Here is a 25,073-nt window from a genome sequence, read left to right as displayed (position 1 = left end):
TAAGTCATGATTACCGAGGGAGCATCTGGGAACGTTAGACAATAACGTTTTTGGAAATTAAGACAAAACAAAGAACTTAGAATATCCAAGGAATTGTAACCATGAAACCTTCTTATTTATCGAAACTTGTTTGGGCAAGTGCCTTTGCTTTTAGTTTAGTTACTTTACCTACATCTCTGCCTGTTGCTGCACAAAGCGGTTCAGCCGGTTCTGGTACAAGTTCTGGTACTAGTACAACAGGAACTGGTACCACAACAGGTACTGGTGGTACAACAGGAACTGGTACCACAACAGGTACTGGTGGTACAACAGGAACTGGCACCACAGGCACTGGTACAACAGGTACTGGTACCACAGGAATTGACGCCACAACAGGAACTGGTACCACAGGCACTGGCACAACAGGCACTGGTACAACGGGTACTGGTACCACAGGAATTGACGCCACAACAGGAACTGGTACAACGGGTACTGGTACCACAGGCACTGGCACAACAGGCACTGGTACAACAGGAACTGGTACAACGGGTACTGGCACCACAGGAATTGACGCCACAACAGGAACTGGTACAACGGGTACTGGCACCACAGGAGCTGGCACAACAGGCACTGGTACAACGGGTACTGGCACCACAGGCACTGGTACAACAGGTACTGGTACAACGGGTACTGGCACTGGTACCACAGGGATTGATACCACAACAGGAACTGGTACAACCGGTACCGGTACCACAGGCACTGGTACTACAGATGGAACAACAACAGGAACTGACACCACCACAGGTACCACTACAACTACAACAGACACTACCACTACAAATCAAGGAACTAGCGAAGTGAGGGGGAATCGTGGTTTTGATTGGGGCTGGCTTGGCTTGCTCGGTCTGATTGGTCTTTCGGGTCTTATACCCAAACGCTCTCAAACTCATGCATATCGCGATCCCAATGAAGTAGCTCGTTCTGAGTCCAGGTACTAAACAATTTGTTTTTAAATTTTGTAAATCGTAATTCGTAATTTGTAATTGCGAGTTACGATTTAATGTGATTGCAATTAAGATTTAAATAAAAAGTACTCAGCCACTTATAAGTGGGATGGGTGTTTCGTCCGTCTTAGTCCATAGGAATGCCTACCCCACGAGGTCGATAATTTATTGCTTGAAAATCTCCTAGTCCCATAAGCTTTGTAGCAAGAACTTGACGTGGATATACAAAAAATTGATTTAGACACCTTCTCTAGACGCGCACAAGGAATGCACAGGCGTTTAACAAATTTGTACGAGCATCTAAATACTGTGCCTGTAATACCAGAGGTGTTGCCGCAAGCACTTATAGAACTTGGTAGCGCATCAGAAATAGTGAATATGGCTACACAGGAACTATACCAGCAGAATGAGGAACTGATAACAACACGAGATCTGCTGGAAAAGGAACGTAAACGGTATAAAGATTTATTTGAATTTGCACCAGACGCCTACTTTGTAACTGATACCCTCGGCATAATTCAAGAAGCCAACTCTACTGCTTTTAAGTTACTCAACGTTCCACAGCAAAATCTCGTGGGCAAACCACTGATTAACTATGTCACACTACAAGACCGTCAGACTTTTCGCAGTTTTTTAATCCATTTATGTCAACACCACAAGATAACAGACTTAACAGTACGCTGGCAAAAACGCAATGGCGAGTCTTTTGATGGCGCTTCTACAGCAGGAGTTGTCTACAATCAGCAGGGTAAGGCAATAGCTTTACGCTGGCTTTTACGGGATATCACTGAGCGTAAGGTGACAGAGTCTGCATCTGTTAACAATGACTGCGATCTCAGTGATGGACGCCTTCTACAGAAATATTGTAAAGGGGAAGTTGTTCCTCTCAGTCAGAACACAATTTGGTATGTTCATTGCGGTTTAGTCAAGCTAAGTACGGTGTGTGAAACGGGTGAAGAAGTGCTTGTCGGCTTAGTTTCAGCGGGCATGGTTTTTGGTTCGAGCCTAACCACTTTGCCCACTTACCAAGCAACAGCTTTATCAGATGTGAGTTTGGTGTCAATTTCTCTGGGAGAAATTGCCGCTTCACCAATGCTCAATCAAATTCTCATACCCAAAATTAACCAGCGCTTGCGGCAAACAGAATCTTTTTTAGCCATTGCTGGCAGAAGACGGGTAGAAGACCGCTTTTTCTGTCTGCTGCAACTTTTAAAGAAAGAAATTGGTCAACCAGTGGCAGAGGGTACTCGCCTTTTGGCTCGCTTGACCCATGAAGACCTGGCCAGCGCTTGTTGCACTACCAGGGTAACTATTACACGATTAATGGGCAAGTTACAAAAACAAGGGAAAATTGGTTTTGATTCAAAGAATCACATAATTCTTAAAGAGATAGATTGATGATTGCAGATATATCAAGTTCTGCTATAAACCCAACAAAGTTAACTTTGTTGGTTTTTTATTACACTTTGCCAGCACCAGCATCTCAAAGCTTTGTATACAACATTACTATTTAGACTTTGTACCTTTTGGTTATGGTGGAATTGCTTGCCTAGCAACAGAATACAAAGTAGGAGTAAATCACATTACGCCTAAACCCCGGTAATATCGGGGTCTTTTTTTGATTGAATATCCTACGCTGTCTTTGCCCGGTATAGACGCAAGGCAACACGCCATGTCTAAAGCCAGGGGCTTCCGCCCTTTGTTCTTCGGTGAATCCACTCATAAAAGACAAAGAGCATAAAATATCACCGCTAAATTTGAGTTTTTGTAAATTGTAAATTTTAATTGTTATTCTTTGCTTGAAATCCTATACTTACTAAGAAATGATAATAAATTTCATTCAAAGCGCCAATACTCTAGTACACATTGGCGAAAATAAGGCTACCATTGCACGATCGTTGTAAAGCTTGGAGTATCAGCCTATAACTTTCATCCTTTAGCCTTCATACTTCAGCCTTGTTGTACTAGTCTGTCTGAAAATCAAGGTGTTCTTGCCAACTGAGGAACTTTGCCGAGCCGACTTCCCAGTGGGTAAGCGCAAAGTCGGGAAAATCACAAGATAGACAAACAAGGAATCAAATGTCTTTGCTACCAGATCAAAAAAATTTTGAGGCATTACTTAACTACCTGCAGGAAAAACACCATTTTGATGTCACCAGTTATAAGAGTTCTAGTCTGAGGCGTCAAATTTCCTCTCGCATGCAACAGGTTTCCATTAATGACTTTAGGGAGTATCAGGACTATTTGGAAGTCCATTCAGAAGAAATCCTTCCCCTTTTTAATGCCATAGAAATCAATGTAACTAGCTTTTTTAGGGATCGATCTGCTTGGGATTATATCAGCAACCAGATTGTTCCTCAAATTATTGCAAGTAAGTCACTAAATGAACCTATACGAGTTTGGAGTGCTGGATGTGCATTTGGACAAGAAACATATACTGTAGCAATGATTCTCGCTGAAAGTTTGGGCTTACAAGGGTTCAGCCAACAGGTGCGAATCTATGGGACAGATATAAACCAAGAGGTACTGAATCGAGCTCGTAAGGGCAGTTATCCTAGTAGTGAAGTCAACAATATTCCAGGCTCTTTGCTTAATCGGTATTTTCAACTAACCAATAACTGCTATGTTTTCCGCCATGACTTGCGCCATTCCTTTGTCTTTCAATGTCACAACATGATTGAAAATCCTCCAATACCTAGAATTGACCTCTTGATATGTCGTAACGCACTGATTTACTTTAACCTAAAAGCGCAAACAAGAACTTTGGTGCGCTTTTACTTTAGTCTCAACGAAAATGGCTTTCTCTTTCTTGGTAAGAGTGAAATAGCACCCGATATGCACCTCTTCACTACCGTAAATCTTGAGCATCGCGTCTTTGCTAAGGTGCTAAAGGCTCACTTGACGTCACAATTGTTGATTGAGGCATTCAAAGGAAAATTCTATCAAAAAAATCGCGGTTCCCCTACAACGTTGACTTAGTCAACGTTGTAGGGGAATCAGTTAAAGAAGCCTCATCTGGTAAAGCTTGGAATTTTTTTATATTTTAAAAATAGAAGCTGTGTTAAATATTGATTGTGAAAATAAGTAAGTAAGCAGAAATAAAAGCAGTTATATTAAGAACTGTAAAAATGCTATAAGCCTTACAAATGACAAAGGACGACCTTAACCCGTTCGCTTTATTTGTACCAACCTACTTAGTTTAATTACCTAATTCCTTCCTGTTTATTCCATTACACCATTTATGCCCAGTAGTTTCGCTTATCAAAATAAATCTTTATCACTTAGTAGCTTAAGAGTGCTTGTAGTAGATGACAATACAGATACCCGTGAATTGATTAAGTTAATTCTTGAAGAGTTTTCGGTGCAGGTAACGACAGCGATATCTGCAAAGGAAGCTTTAGAAGTGTTAACACAATTGCAGCCAGATGTTTTGATTATTGATATTGCAATGCCTCGTGAAAACGGTTGTTCCCTGATGCGCTCTGTCAGACACCAAGAAAATCAACGAATTAACCTGCTTCCGGCTATTGCCATCACAGCTTGGATGACAGAAGAAGGACGCGCACTAGCTTTTGAGTCTGGATTTGATATGTACGTAGAAAAACCTATTGACCCCGATGTGTTAGCAGCGTGTATTGCCACACTCGTGGGAAGATAACTGCTACTGATTTTTCTTAAATGGTTATTATTCTGCTGCGTGTTTTTCTTAATATTTAATAAGCTATAGCAATCTGATTTAATAGTCGAACAATCTACAGATAGGTAGATAGTGTTTTCTCTCTCAACTAAGAAGCAAAAAATTTTTGGTCATGCTTAAGGCTAAATTTTAGTATTAGCAAACTATTGCATGATGGGCGTTTCATCCGTTTTAATTGTTGGGTAAGATGCCTGTCCTCAAATAAAATATTCAGACATATATTCTGTTTATTTTGTCAAGTTTCACTTGGACGAATTAGCTAAAATTAGTTAATTTATTTTTAAGATTTTATATTATTATGCAAATAAAAATAGGATAATTTTCCTACTTTTCTGACTTTAAATAATCTTCAATTCTTGTTAAGGTGCTGATGTAATGTTATTTGCACTTTAGTTTGCTAGAGGTTTAAAACTCATGAAAAAACTTATAGCCGCTTTATTACTCGTCATTTGCTTGACTTTCTCTATAGAACAGGGACAAGCACTAGCAGCAGACAGTTGTGAAAACGTTCTTAATCAGGGATCTGCTACTGTTGAAGCCGGCTGGTTTACACAACCAACCGCAACAATTGGTTGGTATAAAGGAGTTGTTACCACAGATGTTAAATATGATGTCTGTACCCCAACCGCCGTTATAAGAGTCAATGGTAATGACTGGAACAAACTGGTAGCTGATGGAAAACTGGACGGCTTGCGATATGAAGTATATACATATGCTGAAAAAGATGGAAATTATCAGAATTTCTTGTTTAGACAGATCAAAGGTACACAGCCACAGACAATCACAGCAGCCCAATTTAGACAGTAATGGCTGAAGTAGCAACGTTAAAACATTAATAAAAAGCCCCTCCAGCTACAAACTGAAAGGGGTTTTATTTAGGGTGTCAATAGTCAAGAGTCAATGGTTATACCATTTTAGATTTTGGATTTCGGATTGACAATCACTTTGTGTATCTAGGTTTTGTGAATCTATCTGTCGCGTTCTGTTTTCAAATTGGTATAAGCGACATTTCCCTTATAAAGGGGAGGGAATTGGATCTGCAGAGATCCTCCCTTTATAAGGCAGGTAAATTCAACTTGTACACCATTATGGTAAACCTCGTAGGTTGGGTTGAGGAACGAAACCCAACAATTAAATAAGTTAATAATTTACGACTTCAGGCAAAGCAGCCATTAAAAATAACAACACTAAATCGAAACAAATTTTCAAGAATTTTAAAATATAAAATAAAGATTATAATATCAAATTCAGGTTAAAAAAGTCTTTTTATCCCCTTACTATAGAAAGGTGAAATTTAGAGAGAGAGTGAAATTTCCAACAGTTGCGATCGCTCTCTTCTCTATTTCACCCGCGCCGAACCGACAAAATCTATCAAAACCAGAAAGCTTCGTTTAGCGAGAATCAGTTCCCTGGTTGGCAGCGCCCGTAGTAATTCCACTACCTTCACCGGATTCTGCTTTAGCAGACTGCTTAGCTTCACTTTCGACACCCATGCCCGTCTTGCGTTTGCTTTCGTCAACGGGAGTTGGGTTACCACCTGAAGCTGGGGTAGTTCTTTCAGGCTCAGAATTGTGCTGGTCAATATCAGGACGTTCTTGGGTCATCGCTACACTCCTAAGATTTCAATTTGGTTTCATTTTAGATAGTATTTGGGTAGTAATTCCTCAGCCCTAGAACGGAATTTCGCTCTCACTTCCTCTGCCTGTAGAGCGATCGATGAACCACTGGGCTTCTAATAAGTGATTGAAGGCTGGCGAAAATTAAGCGAGCTTAAATTAAATTGGCGATGCAAGAAGCCGAACGACAAAATATTAGCTTTTTTTGCGAACAGAAATACTTTTAAATAGAATTTGACATTCAGCAAACCTAGATTGAGCCTCAATAAATTTTTGGTGATTTCTAGCCATCATATTGCTATTTTCTGCCGTCAACTTCATATTCTGTGCTTTTAAATCTGCTAGGCGAAATCTTTGTTCGGCTAGTTGAGCCACAATGCAAGTACTATCTTTTTCACAAGAAGGCTGGCTATCTGTTATGTCGGAACTCAGTTCCCAGTTGGGTTCTAAATCAATTAACTCGTTCTTAGGTTCCGACTCAATGACTTGATGATGCTGAATTACTGGTTGAACACCTACTGATTTCTGTACTGCTTCTAAAACCTCAAGGTATTTTTGAATAACTTCATAGGGAGTGAGTTGTGCAGCGATCGCGTCTGCCGTCGTGATTTCAATCTCCTGGGGTTCTATGTCTTTACTCATAGCACATTAACAGGTATACATTCTTGCACTTATTTTGACAAACTTTTAGACCCAGTTGAAGATTTTTTCGATCTTTTTGACAAATTTTTAGCTGAATCAGACAGAAGCCCCACATCCTACACAAAGTGAGGTGTGGGATGAATGTCCGAGTTTTTGTCTATCTCCGGGATTTTTTACGAGTCAATGTGTTAAGGGATTTCCAAAAAATAAATTATCCATCCTGTGGTCCCAAACCAATCTTTGCGGCTACCTTCTTCCAGAACGATTTGCAGGGAACCTAACCCAATTGCCATTGAAATGATTCCCAACCAATCACCCTGTTTGAGCAATTGCAATTGAGGTCTCTCTTGCTTGATTCCATACCATACCCCAGCCAGCATCAATAACCCTGGAAATATATTTATATAGAAGCTATATTGCCAACTGTAATTTTCTGTTAACCAACCTCCTAATGTTGGACCAATAGATGGTGCAAAAACTGCTGTAAGTCCAAATGCAGCTAGACCAACGGGTTGCTTGGATGGAGGCAAATAAGTCAGTACAACTGCCATAGCTGTGGGAATTAAAACACCTCCAGCAAAGCCTTGTAAAGCCCGGAAAACAATCATGGAGTTGAGATTCCACGCCCAAGCACAACATATAGAAAAAAAGATGAACAAGGCAGTGTTAACTAACAAATACCATCTCAAAGAAAACACCCGAGATAACCACCCTGTTAGGGGTATCACTACGATTTCTGCAACAAGATAGGCAGTAGAAATCCAAGAACCTTCTTCTAGAGTTGCCCCTAAGGTTGCCTGAATTTCCTGTAAGGAAGCATTGGTAATCTGAATATCTAGTACTGCCATAAAAGCGCCAAGCATACTCGCTAAAACGCCTATCCAGGTTCTTAATGGTATTTTTTGATTGGCAGGAGAATTGGCAGAACCTCTATTGCCTTGATTGTCAACGGCATTTGTATTAGTCACAGCAGGACTCCACAAATATTACAATAGGAAGATAAGTAAGTCAGTATGAAAAAACGTAACTGAAAATGGTTGTTTTTAGTCATTTGTAAGGTTTTCCAACGTATTTACATTTTGTAATTTAGTTCTGTTGATTCTGCCTCACCTACTTATTAATATCTTTACTGCGATCGCGCAGAGAGATTAGCGTTTTCCACTAACTACAATACCCTTTTCCACAAAAATTGGATGCACTAATTTCCTTAAAGCAGGTAACTGTCTGGCAAAATATATAGAACCTAACATACAAACAATACCATCAATAATTAAAGTTGAAGGAGCACCAATTTGGCGAGCTAATGCACCTCCAATTAAATTACCAAAGGGGATCGTACCCAAAAACGCCATTGTGTATATGCTCATGATTCGCCCGCGTTTGTCCTCCTCAACAATTGTTTGTAAAACTGTATTGCTACTAGCAATTTGAATTATTGTTCCCAAACCAATAAACACCATTGCCAGTAAAGAAAGTGGAAGTAAGCGCGAAAAGGCAAAACCAATTAAACCAATTCCTAAAATTGCTGGACCTAAAACAATCAACTTCCCAAGTCCCACAACAGTTTTTCTTGTCGCTAGATGAATTCCACCCATTAACGCTCCAACTCCCGAACCAGCCATTAAAAAGCCTAAAGTTTCTGCACCACCTTTCAAAATTTCTTCTGCAAAAATTGGAGCAAGAACAGTATATTGCATCCCAAAAAGGCTGACTAAAGCTGATAGTAACAAGAGCGCTCGAATCGGTGCAAACCCAAAGGCATAAACAAACCCTTCTTTGATTTTTATTAAAGGATTCTCATTGGTGGCTGTCATTCTCCAAGGCTTAACTTTCATTGCCAGTAAAGCTATAATAACGGCAATGTAGCTGAGACCATCAATCAGAAAACAGTACGCAGTGCCGACTCTGGCAATCAGTAAACCCCCAATCGCCGGACCAACTAACCGCGCCCCATTAAACATTGTTGAGTTAATAGCAATGGCATTTGCCAAATCATCTCTGCGTTCTACCAACTCCGGTACCAATGCTTGTCTGGCTGGTGCATCAAAAGCATTAATAAATCCTTGAAACAAACTCAAGGCTATAATGTGCCAAATCTGAATCACCCCAGTAAATGCCAGCCCTGCTAGCGCTAGCGACTGAATCATCGCTAGTATTTGGGTGCCAATGAGAGTACGATGGCGAGAAAAGCGATCCACAAAAACCCCACCAAAAGGAGTTAGAAAAAAGCTAGGAATTTGACTGGTGAAACCCACAATTCCTAACATAAAGGCGGAGTTTGTTAAGTCATAAACCAGCCAAATTGTAGCCAGCTGAGTCATCCAAGATCCAATTAGGGAAATGCCTTGTCCGAGAAAAAACAACTGATAGTTTCTTGACCTTAATGCAGGTGGCAGAAATTTGGTTATAGTTGATTTTGTGTTCATGTAATGTTTGTTCTATATCCTTAATATCTATTTATAGATATCATCAGACCATAAGACCATAGCCTCAACCCCTCTCCTTAGACGTAGAGTAAAGTATGAAGTGTGAAGTATGAAGTATAAATTTTTATCCTTCACCCTTCATCCTTCATCCTTATTTAACGTTGACGCTCACTTCAGCAGACATTCCAGGAGTAATCCGTGTTTCATATCCTTTGATACTCTCTTGGTCGAAAACGATTTTTACTGGAATGCGTTGCACAATTTTCGTAAAGTTACCTGTGGCGTTATCTGGTGGTAGAAGGGCAAACTGAGCACCAGAAGCTGGAGCAATACTATCAACATGACCCTTGAAGCTATGATGGGGAAATGCATCCAGTTCGATTTCTACTTCCTGCCCTAACTTCATGTCTTCCAACTGAGTTTCCTTGAAGTTGGCAACAATCCAATAATCGTTATTCACGATCGCCATTAATGGTGTACTCGCTTGTATCCTGTTACCAACTTCCACTGTTTTGCGCCCTATCCGTCCGCTCGTAGGAGCAGTAATATTGGTGTACGATAGCTGCAACTTGGCGTCTTTCAAGGATGCTTCTGCTTGGGCTATTCCTGCCCTTGCTGCTTCGTACTGACTGCGGTTTACAGTTGTTTGTTGTCCACTCGCTGTGGCTTGTTGCAATCCTCCCTTGGAGGCAGCCAGTTTTGCTTGGGCGCTGACGACGCCTTCTTGTGCTTGTGCCAGTTGAGATTGGGCTTTGGCTACACCAACTCTTGCCGCCGCCAGTCTTGCTTGTGCTTGTTCTACTGACTGAACAGCAGCATTCCTTTGCGCTTGCGCCACATCATATGCTGCTTTGCTTGTATCTAGTTGTTGGCGGGCAATTGCCCCTTGTTGATAGAGGGTATTGTAACGGTTGTAATCAGCTTGAGCTTTTAGCAAATTAGCATCTGCTTGTGCTACCTGTGCTTGGGCTGCGGGAATCCCTGCTTCAGCTAGTTTCACTTCAGCTTGTGCTGCGGGAATCCCTGCTTTTGCTTCTTGCACTGCGGCTTGAGCAGTGGAAATCGCAGCTAAAGCACCGGTGACATCTCCCCGTGCTTGAGTTGTCTTAGCTGTGGTTGTTTCTGAAGCTAGGGCAATATTTGCTCTTGCTGCTTCAGCTTGACGGCGAGCATTCTCTAATGCTGCCTCTGCTTGCTGCACTTTGCTTTGATAATCTTGTGGATCTAGTTTGACCAAAAGTTGCCCCGGTTTTACCAACTGGTTGTCATTTACCAGAACTTGACTCACTGTTCCGGGAATGCGGCTGCTGATTTGGTGAATGTGTCCCGCCACCTGAGCGTTGTCTGTTTCCTGATGGCTAGACGCATATTGCCACCAACGATAGCCAAAACCACCAAGAGCAATTCCACCTACGCCTAATGCTGCCAATATCAATCCTATTGGCTTTTTTCGCTTCGGTGTTTGCGGTGGTTGAATTTTGGGTTCCTCACCCCCAATCTCTGGCTGGGAGTCTACATCTGTTTCTGGAGTGAGTGTCACAATCTCGGTATTGACAGGTTTATCTAATGTCCTTGTTTCCCGCGTCTTTATATCCTTTACGAGTTCTGGTTCTAAAACAATTGTTTTATGTCCGTTGCTTTCGTTACCATTAGTGTTTGCGAATTTCATAGTCACTTGCTTCCCTGGTATTTTAAGAGTAAAAATTTTAATTACTTCGAGCCCGTAATATTAGATGTAGGGTAGGCACTGCCCACCGATTACTTTTGTTTAGTACTTTTCAAGACGTAGGGTAGGCATTGCCCACCGTTCGCTTTTGTGCGGTACTTTTAGAACGGAAAAGGAGTAAAAGTAAAACTTCTTATTACTTCGAGTCCGTAATATTAGGTTGAGTTTAACCTTAAAACATTTATTTAGTGTACGTAATATTCTAAAGAAAGACTTTTCTATCCACCTCACCCAATCAGGTGAAACTTTTATGACAAATTGTCGATAGCCTTATTTAAAATTTGGGAAAATATATCTCGTTCTGCATAAGTGGTACCACGCATAGCTTGCTCGCGAATTTCGACAGCAATAGGTGGTAAAACAGTTTCTAGTTCCTTGCCTGCATCCGTCAACCAAATACGCCATATACGGCGATCGCGGGAATCGCGTTCTCGGCGAATCAACCCTCGCTCCTCCATTCTATCGAGTACACCAGTTAACGTACCTCCAACCTGTTGTAGTTTTTCCCCTATACTGGAGGTGGGTAAACCGTCCTCTTCCCACAAGCAACACAGGACTACCCAGTGAAAGGGCGTTAACCCAAACGGCTCCAACCGTTCCGTCAATTTGCGGGCAAGGAGTTGTGAAAGGAGTTTAATGCGGTAGCCCATGCCGTAAGGGGCGCGAACTTGCTGCCACGACTCCAATTCTTTAGAATTATGTGGTTTGGAAACCATTGCCATTTACTTCGTAGGCGTAATATTAATACTATTTCACTTTATTACCAATTTGTAAAGTCAACAGACCGATTAGCGAGTCAATAACGCTCAATATTTTCTCCCACTACGCTTGTCAATCATATCAGCCAGCAAAGCAAACATTCCCAATTGAGTAGCGGCAACAAATAGAATCAAAGTCCGCTCCGTCAAATCCCGTCTAATAAAGATATCTTGAGAAAGCGTAATTAGAAAACCAACAAAAAATAACCCAGCGACAGGCAAGAAGACTCGTAGGGGAGCAAAATAGACTCCCGTTCGCAAAATAAGTTGTACAAAACGTAAAGTGTCTTGAATGGGTTTAATCTTGCTTTTACCTACACGATGATGATAGTCAATCGGTACATAATGAACGATGTAGTGATTGGTAAGCATTGCCAGTGTAATCGTGGTGGTAAAGCTGAAGGTATCTGGCAGAATATTCAGAAATTCCTCAACAATACTTTTACGGAACACTCTTAACCCACTATTCAAGTCTGGGATGCTCCTCATTGCAACCCATTCAGCAAAGCGCACCAAAAACCACTTAGGGATTTTACGGAGATTGGAGTAGGTGACATTACTTCCTATTCTAGCCCCCACAACCATATCAGCGCGATCGCTCAGAGCCACTAATTCGGGAATACGCTCATTAGGATAAGTGCCATCAGCATCTGTAATGACGATTAGGGGGTACTTAGCTTGACGAATTCCCGTTTTTAGAGCTGCACCGTATCCCCGATTTCTGATATGGTCAATGATACGAATATCGCTGTAGGAGCCTAAAATATCACCCGTGCTATCTGTGGAACCATCGTTAACCACAATGATTTCGTACTGACAGTTAGCCAAATCAAGGGTGCGGCGCAAATTATTCAGTGTTGCTGCAATACCTCTTTCTTCATTATACACGGGCAGGACAAGCGAAAAAGCTGGACAGACAGACGCTGTCAGTTCAGAATTGGATAAACTTTCTTTACTTGTTCGCGTGTCTTGCTGCATGATGACTTTTTAACAGGCTTATATCTATAACTTTGTTCATTTAAGCATAGGAGAAGCTAATTAGATAATCAAGGGAACTCAGAATTTTTTATCTAGTTTTCTAAAACTCAAGAAGCTTCAGTTGAAAGATGTTAAAACATTAAACAAATCGCAATGACTAGTACACATCAAAATTTTACATTTCTCACCAGCAAAAGAAATAAAAATAACATAATTTTTTGGTTAACTTTAAGTATGGTAGTGGCAAGTATTTATAGCGTTCGAGCTATATTACCTGCTTTTCAACATGAGTACATCATTCATGATGATGCCCGACAGCATATTTTTTGGATGCAGAGATTTGTGGATAAACAACTGTTTCCAAAAGATTTGATTGCTGATTACTTTCAATCCATCTCGCCACCTGGATACAAAGCTTTTTATCAACTCCTAGCAGCAGTAGGAATCAATCCAATTTTGGCAAGTAAAATTGTCCCAGTATTTCTGGGAGTAATGACAACAGCATATTGCTTTGGGGTGTGTGTAGAAATCTTGCCAATACCAGTTACAGGTTTTCTTGGTACATTATTGCTCAATCAAAATTTATGGTTAGCAGATGATATCAATTCAGCAACGTCTAGAGCTTTTATATACCCTTTATTTTTTGCCTTTGCGTACTACCTATTAAAACGTTCCTTATTACCATGTCTTATATTTCTATCAATATTGGGATTATTCTATCCGGGTTTTTTGTTAATATCTGTTGGCATATTAATTCTACAAATTGTCAAATTTGAAAATGGATTACCGCGACTTTCTAGAGAACGCAAGGATTATTTATTCGGCGGGCTGGGAGTCGTGGTTGGCTTAGGAACCCTTCTCCCTTATTTTTTAGATACTTCACAATTTGGTTCTTTAATTACTGTTAAAGAAGCGAGAGCTTTACCAGAGTTTCTACCATCAGGAAGAATGAGCTTTTTTCACGATGACAATCCATTGAGATTTTGGTTTGGTGCAAGCCGTGCTGGGCTTAGGTTATCATTCAATCCACCGATAATTGTTTTGGGGTTATTTTTGCCTCTGTTACTGCAATTAAAATCTCGTTTTCCTTTGGTGAAGCAGGTAAGAGGGAATGTTTCTATTTTGCTGCATCTCATCGTCGTTTCGCTATTTTTGTTTTTCGCGGCTCATATTCTGCTATTCAAGTTGTATCTTCCCAGTCGTTTCACAGTACATAGTTTCAAAATTGTTCTTGCTTTAGCCACTGCGATCGCACTGACATTAATACTTGATGCCATTCTTAACACAAACAGTAAGCGCAAGATTTTAGCAGTTTGTGCAACAGCGATCGTCGGAGGAGTTATTGTTTTTTATCCTCATCTTTTTTGGAAAAATGCATTTCCCAGAAATAGTTATGTAGTTGGTAATTTTCCAACATTATATCAGTTCTTCCAGCAGCAACCTAAAGATACCCTGACAGCATCCTTGATAGGAGAAGCTAGTAACATACCCAGCTTTGCCCAACGTCCTATTTTAGTCAGTGGCGAACATGCTCTTGCTTATCATGTTGGCTATTATCGCCAATTTCGCCAACGTCTAGCCGATTTTATGCGTGCCCATTACAGCCCTGACATAGCAGATGCTCAGAAATTGATTCAAAAATATGGAGTTGATTTCTTCTTAGTAGAAAAAGCAGCCTTTGCCCCAGAACATATCACAAAAACACGATGGTTGCGGCAATATCTATCTCCAAAATTACCAGATGATATGCTGGCAAAAATCACAAGAGAAACTTTAGAGGGTTTGCAGCAAGGAAAAGTTCCAGCTTTATCGAAAGCGGTGCAAAATTGTACTGCATTTCATGCAGGGGAATTGGTGGTTTTAGAAGCAGGATGTATTGCAAAAAGATAGAAAAATAGGTTTTTTATGATGGTTAATACGGCAATGCGTGATAGCAACATCCCTCATTCTTCTGGTCTTTTCAACTGAACGGTTAAATCCCATCTATACGGATGGGGCAGGTATCATTTGGCTTGCAGGTTGCTTTTAGTTCTCAGTGCTATCAGCCATTGCTAGCAGGTTATGCTATCAGGATATCAGGTGATGCTATCATCTCATGCTGCTTATGCTACTCAGATAAAAAATTGTGTTATAGGATACATGGTATCCGTAACTCACAACAATTTTGTGGCTCTGATGGATTTGAGATAGCATAAGAAGAGAAGTTTATCTCTTGTGATGTGATGCCCAAAACATCAGTGTTTGATGCAATTAACCAGCAATTAGCAGCCCTTTCTTTAGATGAGTTGCAACTTGTTAGGGCAAAAGTTGACGTGTTAATTGTAGAAAAATTATCACAAGCTGAGCAAGACAATCGGGAAACCAACCAAAAAAGTGCTCTCCTTCCGATGGAAAATCTAGAGATTTTAAGAGCACTTGCTGACGAAGGGCAAAAAAGTATAGAGCTTTTAGAAGCAATTGCTCTCCAAAGGCTTGCTTTACGACAGCTATACACTCCTGAATTACTGAAAACTTTTGAAAAGTCTCAACTCTTTGCTAAACAGCTAATGAGGTCGTGGGAAGAAGATCGACTTTTATCCTTATCTGACTTTAAACAGATATTAGACGAAGAGAAGTCCCCTTTGGAAAAAGATGATTCTTTGGAAAAAATTATAGAGCTTGTTGACGAATGGATGTCTGATGAGTCTGGGTACGACGAAACGGTGCTTCCTGAGATTAAGGCAGGGCTTGACCAAAATCGGTTGGTTGAAAAATAGATGAAAAGAGCCGTATTGCTGGATTCTCACCCATTAAGCGAAGTAACACACCCAAAAGGAGATACGAGAGTTAAACAATGGTTACATTCCTTGCAAAAATCTGGTGTTGTTATGCGAGTACCAGAAATAGTGGACTACGAACTTAGGCGTGAATTGATTAGGGGAAAGAAACAGAAAAGTATTGAGCGCCTTGACCAACTTAGTCAATTCCTTATTCCACTGACTAATGAAACGATGCGACAAGCAGCAGAACTATGGGCAGAAGTGCGAAACCAAGGGAAACCAACAGCAAGTAAAGAGAGTTTGGATATAGATGTAATTCTTGCGTCTCAAGCTATTCTTCAATTACGGAATTTTAATGAAGTTACCATTATAACAACCAACGTTAAACACATATCACGTTTTGAGAAACTAAGGTTGTTAGTAGTAGATTGGGAGCAGACTTTAAACGGTATTATGTCTTAAAAAAACGCGTTAATTATGAAAAATGTTGAAGAAGAACTTGACGTCCGTTCCTGAACCCATGTAACAAAAACAATATCTAGTTTAACAACTATCAAGAAATTGAATCTAAAAACCCCGATCTGATAAGATTTTTAAAGCCAAAACATTCAAAAGCGGGACACCTCATCACCATGTCTACATCTGCAATTGACGCCAAAGACGCAGCAGCTATCAAAGCAGCGCAAGAGGGAGTTGCAGTATGCGATCGCACCCACTGGGGACGCATCAAAGTATCTGATGACGATCGCCTCCGCTTCCTGCACAACCAAAGCACCAACGATATACAGCAACTCAAGCCGGGACAAGGCTGCGATACGGTTTTTGTTAATTCTACAGCCCGGACTCTTGACTTGGTGACAGCGTATATCCAAGAAGATGGGGTTTTACTTCTAGTTTCTCCCAACCGCCGCGAGTTTTTGATGCAATGGCTGGATCGCTACATCTTTTTTGCTGACAAAGTGCAATTGACAGATGTCACACGGGAAACTGCTACCTTCAGCCTCATTGGACCGGAAAGTGACGATATTATTAAACAACTAGGGGCATCAGCAATTATCGGTCAACCCTACGGCACTCATATCAACATCTCCCCTTTAGCCTCTGGAGACGGGAGTGTGACAGTTGCTGTTGGAAGTGGCTTAGCTTCCCCCGGATACACCTTGATTATGCCAGCTACTGATAAAGAGCAACTTTGGAGTCAACTTGCTGAAACTGGAACAGTACCGATGAGCGATCGCGCTTGGGATATATTGCGAATATTACAAGGACGACCAGCCCCAGACCAAGAACTCACCGAAGATTACAACCCCTTAGAAGTAGGATTGTGGCAGACTATCTCCTTTAACAAAGGTTGCTACATAGGACAAGAAACTATTGCCCGTTTAAATACTTATAAAGGCGTCAAACAACATTTGTGGGGTATCCATCTCACCGCCCCTGCCGAACCAGGAAGTACAATTACAATCGGGGAAGAAAAAGTGGGCAAGTTAACCAGCTACACCGAAACCACTAACGGTCATTTCGGGCTTGGCTACATCCGCACTAAGGCTGGTGGTGCCGGGTTAAAGGTTCATGTCGGAGAAGTTGAGGGTGAAATAGTTGAAGTTCCCTTTGTTTCTCAAGACTACCCCCTACCCTGACAACACTCATCTATCCAATCAGCTAGATGGCGCACTCTATGTTTTGGCAGTAGATTCACCTCTTTTTGAATATGGTTGTGGGGTATCGTTACAAACCTGTCTTTGCTTTCCACATTTGTATCAATGGCGAAACGTGATACACAATTTCTCGCCGCCGTGTTATCATAAAGTGCAACCATTTGCCTAAATTGATTGTCATTTTCACCATGACAAGTAGCAACTGCAACAGGTGATATGGGGCTGCTTTTAAGTTCCAACTCTGTAGCAAAGTCAACAGCGCGAAAAAATTTGCTTTGAAGCGCCACCTCCTTAGAAAAAAAAGCCCATGATGGTACAAGTGTACTTTCATTTTCGACAGTGGAGGGCTCAACTGCAACTGTTGGCACGGTGTCACTTTTACTTTCTATCTTAGGGGAAACACCAGCACTCACCAATGGTAAAGATTTCCTCGTGCTTTCCTCAATGCCTATGGTAGCCACAAGTGATGGTGCAGTCTTGCTTTCCTCATAGATGCCAACTACAGTGGAAATCCAAGGTTTGCGATCGCACAGTATTTCAGGCAAAGACTTGCTTTCAAATTCACCCGTTATTTCAACAAAACCCACTGGTTGGCTTTTACTTTCTACAACAGTTGCAACTCTATTGGAAGAAGATTTACCATTTAGCAATGTCTCTTGTAGAGAGTTAGAAATCTGATTTTCTGCCGTAGGGGCTTCCAAATTAACTAGATCTAATTCCTCCTCTGGATTAAAGTTAAGACCTAAAGCTGATACAATTCCATCGGGATCGCTATTGAGTTCCACAATAAAAGGAAGAAACTGCTCAAGCTCGGGTTCCAAAATAGACACAGTAGCCAAAATAAAGCTAGAAGATGGGCGACGCGAACCATTGTAGGTTCCCCAAACTCGCATTTTTACTAGCCAAGCACGATTTTTATAGTAGTAATTCACCCACTTAAGCTTCAAAGACTGGCGGAGTTGCTGAATATTCATCGAACGGAGTTAGTGGTTATGGGTTAGTGGTTATTGGTTAGTTGTTTTAACTTCTTACTACTAACTCCTAACCACCAAGTACTATTCATCTTGATGAAATCGATAATAGAGCATCTGTGTCACTCTTTTACCACTTTGCAGATGCTGTTCTACCAGCAGACGTACTTCATTCGGGCGAACCCCACTATACCAAACCCTATCTGGCAATACCAAAACCATCGGGCCGTTGCCGCATTGTCCCAAACACCCACAACCTGTTACGGTTACTCCTGGGACTGGCTGCGCTTCAAAAGCAGCTAGCACTTTTGCTGCACCTTGCCTCCGGCAAGCACGATTTTGGCAGACGCGGACGCACTTGGAAGAATCGGATGCTTGAGGTATTGTGCTCATTTTTTAATATGGGGGATAGTGGATGATGGTTAGTGGTTAATTGTCAGTAGACCGAAAACTTTTGCGATAGCTTCGCTGCTGCCTTTAGGCACCTTGCTCTGAAGAACAGAGTAAAATTCGGATTTTTGTCTAAAAAACTGTATTTTAAAATACAGTTTTCCGATTTTCTGGGAGAAAGATATGATAAGCAAACCTAATAAATAAACTCCAGAAGCAATGCAAAACAGAAATGCCAAAATCCGTTCAGGAGTGCCATCTGCCCTATGCTTTCTTCACGCTTTGTACTTCCAATAACGATATTAAGATGTAAGGCAGGAAACGCTGTGTGGTAAGCAATAGTGATAACTTCAAGCGCACCCGTATTACCGGATGTTAGCGCTAACTGTATACATTGGTAAACAAGTATACAGACTGCATTCCACTTGAATGCGATTTCGTAGAATGCTCTCTCTATTATCCCTAAAAGAACCGTACTTTGGAGACACCTAAAAATCTGGAAAATTGTACAGTAAGTTTGTATATAACTGTGTGACTACTAAATTTTAATGCAAGCTAATAGTAAAACCTTAAAGCATACCTTTTGCAATTGCTCTAAATTGCAATGCCAGCATTATTCGTCCAAGAAAGAGTAGCTGATTGCCCAAACTTCTTAAAAAAAGAGCAAAACTATGAAAATATACCAATACTCTAGAAAAGCTTTAATAAGTTTAGTTTTAATTAACAGCCTCCTGATAACTACAGGATGTAATAGAAAATCATTTTATAATCAACGAGCATTTTCTCAAAAAAATCGCCAAGATTGTCCAGAATTTGCAAATAAGCTTTCAGCCAATTCAGAATATCTAGGTAAAGTGTGGAACACGACCAATAATCATAATATGATTATGTCGTGGTCAGCACGATCGCTAAAATTGCCCATAACTAAACCTTTTAGATCCAGAAAATCGCCGAAATTTGACAATTTTGGCTCTATTAAGCCTAGGAAAGCAACAAGCTCTAACTTAGATATATCTTTACCCAAAACTCTTAATGAGGAGCAATGGTACATAGAAATAGCTCATATTGCAATAAAGCGAGCAGAAAAAAAACTTGCGGAAAGGGCGATTTTGCAGAAAGTCATTTCTCAAAAAAATCAATCAGTAATGCAAGATGAAATCAGAAAAATAGTTGTTAAAAATGGGAAACTATCGTTGGAGTATGCAACTGACCAATATACTATTCAAAATAAATTCCAAGAGATTGCAGAGCAAGTATTAAATGAGATAGATTTTGTTAGCGATTATGCTAACCAATATGCGGAGACAACAGCTTTTAGATTGGTTCAGTCAGGAATACAAAATCAAGTAAACATGAATGAGGTACATAAGACCATGCTAGAGGAAGTTGAGCAAAAGTTTTATCCACGTTTAGAGAAATGGCAGAAACGTAAAGAGGTAGTATTTATTTCAGGTGGCATAACAACAGCTATTATTTCAGCAGCAGTTGACTCCACCTTGCTCTTTAAACAAATTTATAGCGTATTCAATTTCAGATTTTGCGTCATCTTGCTTACCTTGTTTAAGCAAAGCGAACGCTAAGTGTGTGTAAGATATTGCATCATTGGGATTGATATGAATAGCATTTTTAAGCTTCCCAATAGCTTCTTTGAGATTGCCTTGGCTGTATAAAACCATACTCAAGTTCTTATGGAAAACAGAATTTTCTGGTTCGAGCTTAATTGCTGTTTCAAAGTTAGTTACTGCCTCTTCTAAATTACCTTTTCTATACAGCACTATACCCAAGCCATCATAAGCCTTTGCTAGATTAGAGTTAAGCTCAATTGCTTTTCTATACTCAGTCATTGCCTCTTCTAAGTTGTCTTGGGAATACAAAGCCAGTCCTAAATCATTGTGAAATTCTGCATTTTCCGGTTTGAGGCTAATCGCTTTTTTGTATTCAGTAATTGCTTCATTAAGTAAAGATTGAGAATGAAAAATATTTCCTAATTCTGCAGACAGTTCTGCATTATCAGGCTCTATACAAATTGCTTCTCTATACTCAAAGATAGCATCATTGATTTTGCCTTGAATAAATAAAGCCGATCCTAAGTACTTATGAGTTACTGCATTGTTATTATTAATCTTAATTGCTTCTTTATAAATGATGATAGCCTTATCTAGACTTTTTTTCTGCATAACATTTCCTAAACCATTATACATTTTTTCCAGATCTTCATCTTTGAGTTGCCAATTTTGCTGTAAAATTTTCAATTCATGACGCGATTCCTCTGAAATACTTGACTCTCTATTTATCTCTTTAACAAAAGTTCGCAAGTATTTTTCTAAATTTTTATTGTACTCTTGATAAGGTTTTAAAACCTCAGCTTCAATTGCCAAAGCCTGTTCGACTGGTATTCCTAGTTTTTGCCTTTCCGCTTCTAAGCTTTCACGGATGATATCAGAAATCTTGCCATCAACAACCCATTCTTCAACTTTTTTGCAATATTGTTCAATCAGAGCGAATGTTGATTGGTTAACAATAGAAGGCTGCTCGTATGGCAACGAATCTTTAGCATCTATCTCACTACCTTCAGGTTTTTTTTTCAAAATAGGGGTTAGATGCTCTGGTAAACCCGCTAGTCGAATTGCAGCACAAGCAAATTGGTAAGCAGACTCAATGGATCGTCCTGCTCCCAAAGCACCGTAAAAACCAACAGCAAATTCAATGGCAGCTTTATCTCCAATTGCCTGCTGCATACCTATTACATCAATATATTGAGCAATTGCCTCTGCTTGAACTTCTGAATAACAAGCATTCAGAACAACACACTCCACCTGCTGGATAAATAACTTAAACAATCCAGCTAATCCTTCTGCATCAACAAACTTTACCTGTCCTATTTCATCCTCAAATACCAAACCCGCAACTCCAGATCCATGTCCGGAAAAATGAATAATTTGAGGTTGGACTTCCAACATAGCTCTTTGCAAGTCTCTATGACGCACTGCCAACCTTGACTCTATAACAAATTGATCTCTATTTCTTGACAGACGTAATGCTTCTTGAATATCACGGATTTCCTCACCTAGACGTAAGAATGTTGTCGCTTGCGGATTTGCTGCTAAAATCAAAATTTTTTTTACTAGAGTGCTGTTACTCATTCAATGACTGGGATTGAGAATTTTTTTTCAGTATATATTCAGCGGTTTATCATTACGTCTGAATCCGTGTTAACGCCATCTGCCTAAAGGGCAGGAGCGAAGCTATCGCCCTGATTGCCGTTATCGAGCCAAAGTACAAAGCGTGCAGAAAGCATAGGGCAGATGGCACTCTTGAGCAGATTTTGGCATTTCTGTTTTGCATTGCTTCTGGAGTTTACTTATGGGTTGCTTATCATATCTTTCTCTCAGAAATCGAAAAACTGTATTTTAAAATACAGTTTTTCGACAAAAATCTGAATTTTACTCTGTTCTTCAGAGCAAGGTGCCTAAAGGCAGCAGCGAAGCTATCGCAAAAGTTTTCGGTCTACTGATTGTGTTTTATGACTAACTACCAACTACTAACCCTTTTGATTCCAACCATTCGGGGTTGAAGATCCGCGATTGGTAACGAGAACCACTGTCACATAAAATGGTAACAATAGTATGCCCCGGTCCCAACTGTTTGGCTAAAGCAACAGCTGCCCCTACATTAATACCTGTGGAACCTCCCATGAATAAGCCGTCTTTCTGCAGTAACTGGTAAACGACTCTTAGGGCAAAGCGATCGTCAATTTGGATCGCATCATCAGTAGGTGCGCCTTCCATATTAGCGGTGACGCGACTGTTCCCAATCCCCTCAGTGATAGAATTGCCCTCAATGTGGATCTCACCTGTTTTGATATAACTGTACAATCCGCTTCCCATAGGATCGGCAACAACGCATTTGACTGCTGGATTTTTTTCTTTTAAGTACATCGCCACACCAGCAAAGGTTCCCCCAGTACCTGTTGCGGCTACCCAGGCATCAACTTTTCCGTCGGTTTGCGCCCAAATTTCCGGCCCTGTGGTTTCATAGTGAGCTTGACGGTTTGCTAAGTTGTCAAACTGATTTGCCCAAATAGCATTTTCCATCTCGGAGGCTATTCTGCCAGAGAGTTTAACGTAGTTGTTTGGGTCTTTATAGGGTACAGCGGGAACTGGGCGAACTTCTGCACCTAATGCCCGCAAAGCGTCCATTTTCTCTTGAGATTGGGTATTGGGAATAATAATCAGACATTTGTATCCTTTGGCGTTACAAATGTGCGCCAGTCCAATACCCGTATTACCTGCAGTTCCTTCTACTACCGTACCACCGGGTCTAAGTAATCCTTTTTTCTCAGCATCTTCGATAATGTAAAGTGCTGCCCTGTCTTTCACAGAACCTCCAGGGTTGAGAAATTCTGCCTTAGCCAAAATTTCGCACCCAGTTTCTTCAGAAAAGCTGTTTAGGCGAATAAGCGGTGTGTTCCCAACAGCACCTACAAAACCGTTTTTTATATCCATCTTTAATTGACCCGCGTTCACTTTCCGATTGGCTTAACTAGACCCTATGTCACCATATATCGATTTTAACGGAATCGCCGTAATTCCACGGTCTTCTTAAGCTGGGGATAACAGCTTTGAAAGAATTGTAGGTGTTATAGAAAGCTATGTCTGCCTATATTTGACTATACGGAACTAAACTATTAACAGATGACAAAACAGTGCGGGCAAGGTAGAAAACTAATGAGGGTGCGGTTCCTCATCAAATAACACCCTGCCTTTGATATAGTAAATAATTTCAGATTACTACGTGTTGAGCCATTAACGCTTCTTCTGACTTATTCAGTCTTCGTTGCTGATTTCCTTGACTTTCCGGGATTCCAACCATAGGGGAATCGCGATCGCAGCTACTAAAATCAACAATGCGGCGAAAGCGAACTGGCTCGCCCAGGCGATTAGTTGTTCGAGAGAGACAATCTTTCCTGCAAAGAAAGCTAATGTGACCATCACACCAGCCCAAGCAAATGCGCCTGCAAGATTGCATAAAAAGAAGGTTCCAAATGGCATTTCGGCTATGCCTGCAAGAGGAGCCGAAAAAATTCTTAGCAATGCGAAAAAGCGTCCAAAAAAGACAGCTTTTGCAGCATTTTCACTAAATTTTTCTTTTACTGCCAAAATTCTTGTTTCTGAAATTCTAAATATGCTAGCAAGTCTTACAAGTAAAGACCAGCCACCAATTCTACCGATCCAATATCCGCAGATACCTCCAAGGGCGGCACCGGTTGCGGCGTCACTGAGAACTAGCCAGTAATTCAGTTCCTCACTACCAGCCAAAAAACCCCCTACTATAGTCACTGTTTCGCCTGGAAGAGGAATCCCTAAATTCTCTAACAGTATTCCCAAAAAAATTGCCCAATACCCATACTCATGGGCAACTTTCTGGATGTTTTCTAGCGATATAAACTCAAGAGACATCCAGCACCACCGCTGTTACAAATTTTTACCTTCCCTACTATGTTGACTTGTTTTTATGCGAAGTGTCAATCAACTGAATTTGGTGCAGTCTCTCAGCCATAATTAAAAATCAATAATTCTTATTGACTTTTTACTATAATTTTACTTTAAGACATATCACACACTCACAGTATATTTACGAAAAAATTTTCTTTTTAACAGAAATTTTACAAAAAACCGAATTAAATGTAAAAATTACGTAAAAGATACGTTTGATACTGAATTCCACAAATTGTTATGCCTATATTGGGGAAAGTTAGGACAAATTATACGGCATGGATACTGAATTTATCTGTCTTAGCCATATTGCTGCAAATCACCAGATCGCTAGGTGAAGCAGCATTTTTAATGGTTGAAAATTTATCAGTGTTCGTGTCCGTTTTCTATTTTCTGTAAAATGTTTCAACTACCCAGTTAATTTCATGACTATCACAACAGACTGTCAAGTAATCTTGTTCAAACCCGAAGGACGCCTAGATTTGCAGGGTGGAGTGGCTCTCAGTGAAAAAATGGCTGCCGTAGTTCCCCAATGTAATCAACTCTGGGTGATTGACTTAGCTAGAGTCGATTTCATGGATAGTTCTGGGCTAGTTTCCCTAGTGAAAGGATTGAAAGAAGCTCGTCAAAGCGGCTGTCGCTTGGTTCTTTGTAATGTCCAAGCTGCTGTCAGGTTGATACTGGAACTCACTCAATTGGATTTAGTTTTTGAGATTTTTAGCACTTATGAAGATATTTTCACTGACGCCAAGGAGGAAAGTTTAGTCAACGCCAACTGAAACCTCGTAAAAGGGTGGGAGTGACTGGTGGTGCTAGATAAAGATTGCAGGAGGTTATCTGCCATCTTGTGGGAAGGATTTGTTCGACAAATCTGAAAGATGGATAGTTCAATAGTAAGTTAAGTTAACAAACAACAGGTTATTCACTAACTTTTTCCCCATCAATTTCCAAGAGAAAGCAATGCTTAATTTATA

At 40.5% G+C, this 25,073-nt stretch carries 23 protein-coding genes; 11 read left to right on the top strand and 12 right to left on the bottom strand.

From position 1 onward, the window contains the following. Positions 1–101: 101 nt before the first annotated feature. The 5 genes from ACYRY3_RS41455 to ACYRY3_RS41435 all read left to right on the top strand — a co-directional run bounded on the left by ACYRY3_RS41455 (position 102) and on the right by ACYRY3_RS41435 (position 5,487). Positions 102–977 (top strand): WGxxGxxG-CTERM domain-containing protein, encoded by an 876-nt coding sequence (locus ACYRY3_RS41455; RefSeq protein ID WP_460207669.1) that lies wholly within the window; start codon positions 102–104, stop codon positions 975–977. Between the two features lie 237 nt (positions 978–1,214). Then, positions 1,215–2,381 (top strand): PAS domain S-box protein, encoded by a 1,167-nt coding sequence (locus ACYRY3_RS41450; RefSeq protein WP_460207809.1) that lies wholly within the window; start codon positions 1,215–1,217, stop codon positions 2,379–2,381. Positions 2,382–3,062: 681 nt separating this feature from the next. Then, a complete protein-coding gene (locus tag ACYRY3_RS41445; protein WP_460207668.1) occupies positions 3,063–3,962 on the top strand; it encodes a CheR family methyltransferase in 900 nt (299 codons plus the stop codon). A gap of 262 nt (positions 3,963–4,224) precedes the next feature. Continuing rightward, a complete protein-coding gene (locus ACYRY3_RS41440; protein ID WP_460207667.1) occupies positions 4,225–4,641 on the top strand; it encodes a response regulator in 417 nt (138 codons plus the stop codon). A 453-nt stretch (positions 4,642–5,094) separates the two neighbouring features. Beyond that, positions 5,095–5,487, top strand: a complete 393-nt coding sequence (locus ACYRY3_RS41435; RefSeq protein ID WP_460207666.1) for a hypothetical protein — start codon at positions 5,095–5,097, stop codon at positions 5,485–5,487. 584 nt (positions 5,488–6,071) lie between these two features. Here ACYRY3_RS41435 and ACYRY3_RS41430 read toward each other — a convergent pair. The 7 genes from ACYRY3_RS41430 to ACYRY3_RS41400 form a co-directional block, all read right to left on the bottom strand. Beyond that, positions 6,072–6,284: a hypothetical protein gene (locus ACYRY3_RS41430; protein WP_460207665.1), complete on the bottom strand. Its 213-nt coding sequence runs from the start codon at positions 6,282–6,284 to the stop codon at positions 6,072–6,074. 207 nt (positions 6,285–6,491) lie between these two features. Next, the gene (locus tag ACYRY3_RS41425; RefSeq protein ID WP_460207664.1) at positions 6,492–6,938 is read right to left on the bottom strand and encodes a hypothetical protein; all 447 of its coding nucleotides are present in this window, start codon (positions 6,936–6,938) and stop codon (positions 6,492–6,494) included. A 188-nt stretch (positions 6,939–7,126) separates the two neighbouring features. Continuing rightward, the gene (locus tag ACYRY3_RS41420; RefSeq protein ID WP_460207663.1) at positions 7,127–7,906 is read right to left on the bottom strand and encodes an MFS transporter; all 780 of its coding nucleotides are present in this window, start codon (positions 7,904–7,906) and stop codon (positions 7,127–7,129) included. A 180-nt stretch (positions 7,907–8,086) separates the two neighbouring features. Next, entirely contained in the window at positions 8,087–9,364 is a 1,278-nt protein-coding gene (locus ACYRY3_RS41415) for an MFS transporter (protein WP_460207662.1), read from the bottom strand. Between the two features lie 151 nt (positions 9,365–9,515). Beyond that, entirely contained in the window at positions 9,516–11,033 is a 1,518-nt protein-coding gene (locus ACYRY3_RS41410; RefSeq protein WP_460207661.1) for an HlyD family secretion protein, read from the bottom strand. 305 nt (positions 11,034–11,338) lie between these two features. Then, on the bottom strand, positions 11,339–11,806 hold the full coding sequence (locus tag ACYRY3_RS41405) for a MarR family winged helix-turn-helix transcriptional regulator (RefSeq protein WP_460207660.1): 468 nt from the start codon (positions 11,804–11,806) through the stop codon (positions 11,339–11,341). 90 nt (positions 11,807–11,896) lie between these two features. Next, positions 11,897–12,826, bottom strand: a complete 930-nt coding sequence (locus ACYRY3_RS41400) for a glycosyltransferase family 2 protein (protein ID WP_460207659.1) — start codon at positions 12,824–12,826, stop codon at positions 11,897–11,899. A gap of 153 nt (positions 12,827–12,979) precedes the next feature. On the opposite strand from ACYRY3_RS41400, the gene ACYRY3_RS41395 reads away from it, so the two are divergent. From ACYRY3_RS41395 to ygfZ, 4 genes are all read left to right on the top strand, one after another. After that, positions 12,980–14,716: a hypothetical protein gene (locus ACYRY3_RS41395; RefSeq protein WP_460207658.1), complete on the top strand. Its 1,737-nt coding sequence runs from the start codon at positions 12,980–12,982 to the stop codon at positions 14,714–14,716. Positions 14,717–15,048: 332 nt separating this feature from the next. Continuing rightward, the gene (locus tag ACYRY3_RS41390) at positions 15,049–15,582 is read left to right on the top strand and encodes a hypothetical protein (RefSeq protein ID WP_460207657.1); all 534 of its coding nucleotides are present in this window, start codon (positions 15,049–15,051) and stop codon (positions 15,580–15,582) included. Then, entirely contained in the window at positions 15,583–16,047 is a 465-nt protein-coding gene (locus ACYRY3_RS41385) for a type II toxin-antitoxin system VapC family toxin (protein ID WP_460207656.1), read from the top strand. A gap of 170 nt (positions 16,048–16,217) precedes the next feature. Beyond that, positions 16,218–17,225, top strand: coding sequence for a CAF17-like 4Fe-4S cluster assembly/insertion protein YgfZ (gene ygfZ / locus ACYRY3_RS41380; RefSeq protein ID WP_460207655.1), 1,008 nt, complete (start codon positions 16,218–16,220; stop codon positions 17,223–17,225). Here the strand turns inward: ygfZ and ACYRY3_RS41375 are convergent. Together ACYRY3_RS41375 and ACYRY3_RS41370 are read right to left on the bottom strand one after the other, a co-directional pair. Continuing rightward, positions 17,210–18,217 carry a DUF5331 domain-containing protein gene (locus tag ACYRY3_RS41375; protein ID WP_460207654.1) on the bottom strand — a complete coding sequence of 336 codons (1,008 nt, stop codon included), beginning with the start codon at positions 18,215–18,217 and terminating at the stop codon, positions 17,210–17,212. The two genes, ygfZ and ACYRY3_RS41375, sit on opposite strands and share 16 nt — an antisense overlap. An 81-nt stretch (positions 18,218–18,298) precedes the next feature. Then, positions 18,299–18,607 (bottom strand): (2Fe-2S) ferredoxin domain-containing protein, encoded by a 309-nt coding sequence (locus ACYRY3_RS41370; protein WP_460207653.1) that lies wholly within the window; start codon positions 18,605–18,607, stop codon positions 18,299–18,301. Positions 18,608–19,275: 668 nt separating this feature from the next. Between ACYRY3_RS41370 and ACYRY3_RS41365 the strand changes: the two genes are divergently transcribed. Then, the gene (locus ACYRY3_RS41365; protein WP_460207652.1) at positions 19,276–20,184 is read left to right on the top strand and encodes a hypothetical protein; all 909 of its coding nucleotides are present in this window, start codon (positions 19,276–19,278) and stop codon (positions 20,182–20,184) included. Here the strand turns inward: ACYRY3_RS41365 and ACYRY3_RS41360 are convergent. The 3 genes from ACYRY3_RS41360 to ACYRY3_RS41350 form a co-directional block, all read right to left on the bottom strand. Beyond that, the gene (locus ACYRY3_RS41360) at positions 20,080–21,747 is read right to left on the bottom strand and encodes a tetratricopeptide repeat protein (RefSeq protein ID WP_460207651.1); all 1,668 of its coding nucleotides are present in this window, start codon (positions 21,745–21,747) and stop codon (positions 20,080–20,082) included. The genes ACYRY3_RS41365 and ACYRY3_RS41360 overlap by 105 nt on opposite strands. Before the next feature lie 384 nt (positions 21,748–22,131). After that, positions 22,132–23,109, bottom strand: coding sequence for a cysteine synthase A (locus ACYRY3_RS41355; RefSeq protein ID WP_460207650.1), 978 nt, complete (start codon positions 23,107–23,109; stop codon positions 22,132–22,134). A gap of 321 nt (positions 23,110–23,430) precedes the next feature. After that, a complete protein-coding gene (locus ACYRY3_RS41350) occupies positions 23,431–24,063 on the bottom strand; it encodes a DedA family protein (protein ID WP_460207649.1) in 633 nt (210 codons plus the stop codon). A gap of 461 nt (positions 24,064–24,524) precedes the next feature. On the opposite strand from ACYRY3_RS41350, the gene ACYRY3_RS41345 reads away from it, so the two are divergent. Further along, positions 24,525–24,878 carry an STAS domain-containing protein gene (locus ACYRY3_RS41345; RefSeq protein ID WP_460207648.1) on the top strand — a complete coding sequence of 118 codons (354 nt, stop codon included), beginning with the start codon at positions 24,525–24,527 and terminating at the stop codon, positions 24,876–24,878. Positions 24,879–25,073: the final 195 nt, after the last annotated feature.

Source organism: Scytonema sp. NUACC21, assembly GCF_054684315.1.
The sequence above is the reverse complement of the archived record's forward strand: the minus strand, read 5'-3'. Positions and strand labels throughout refer to the sequence as shown.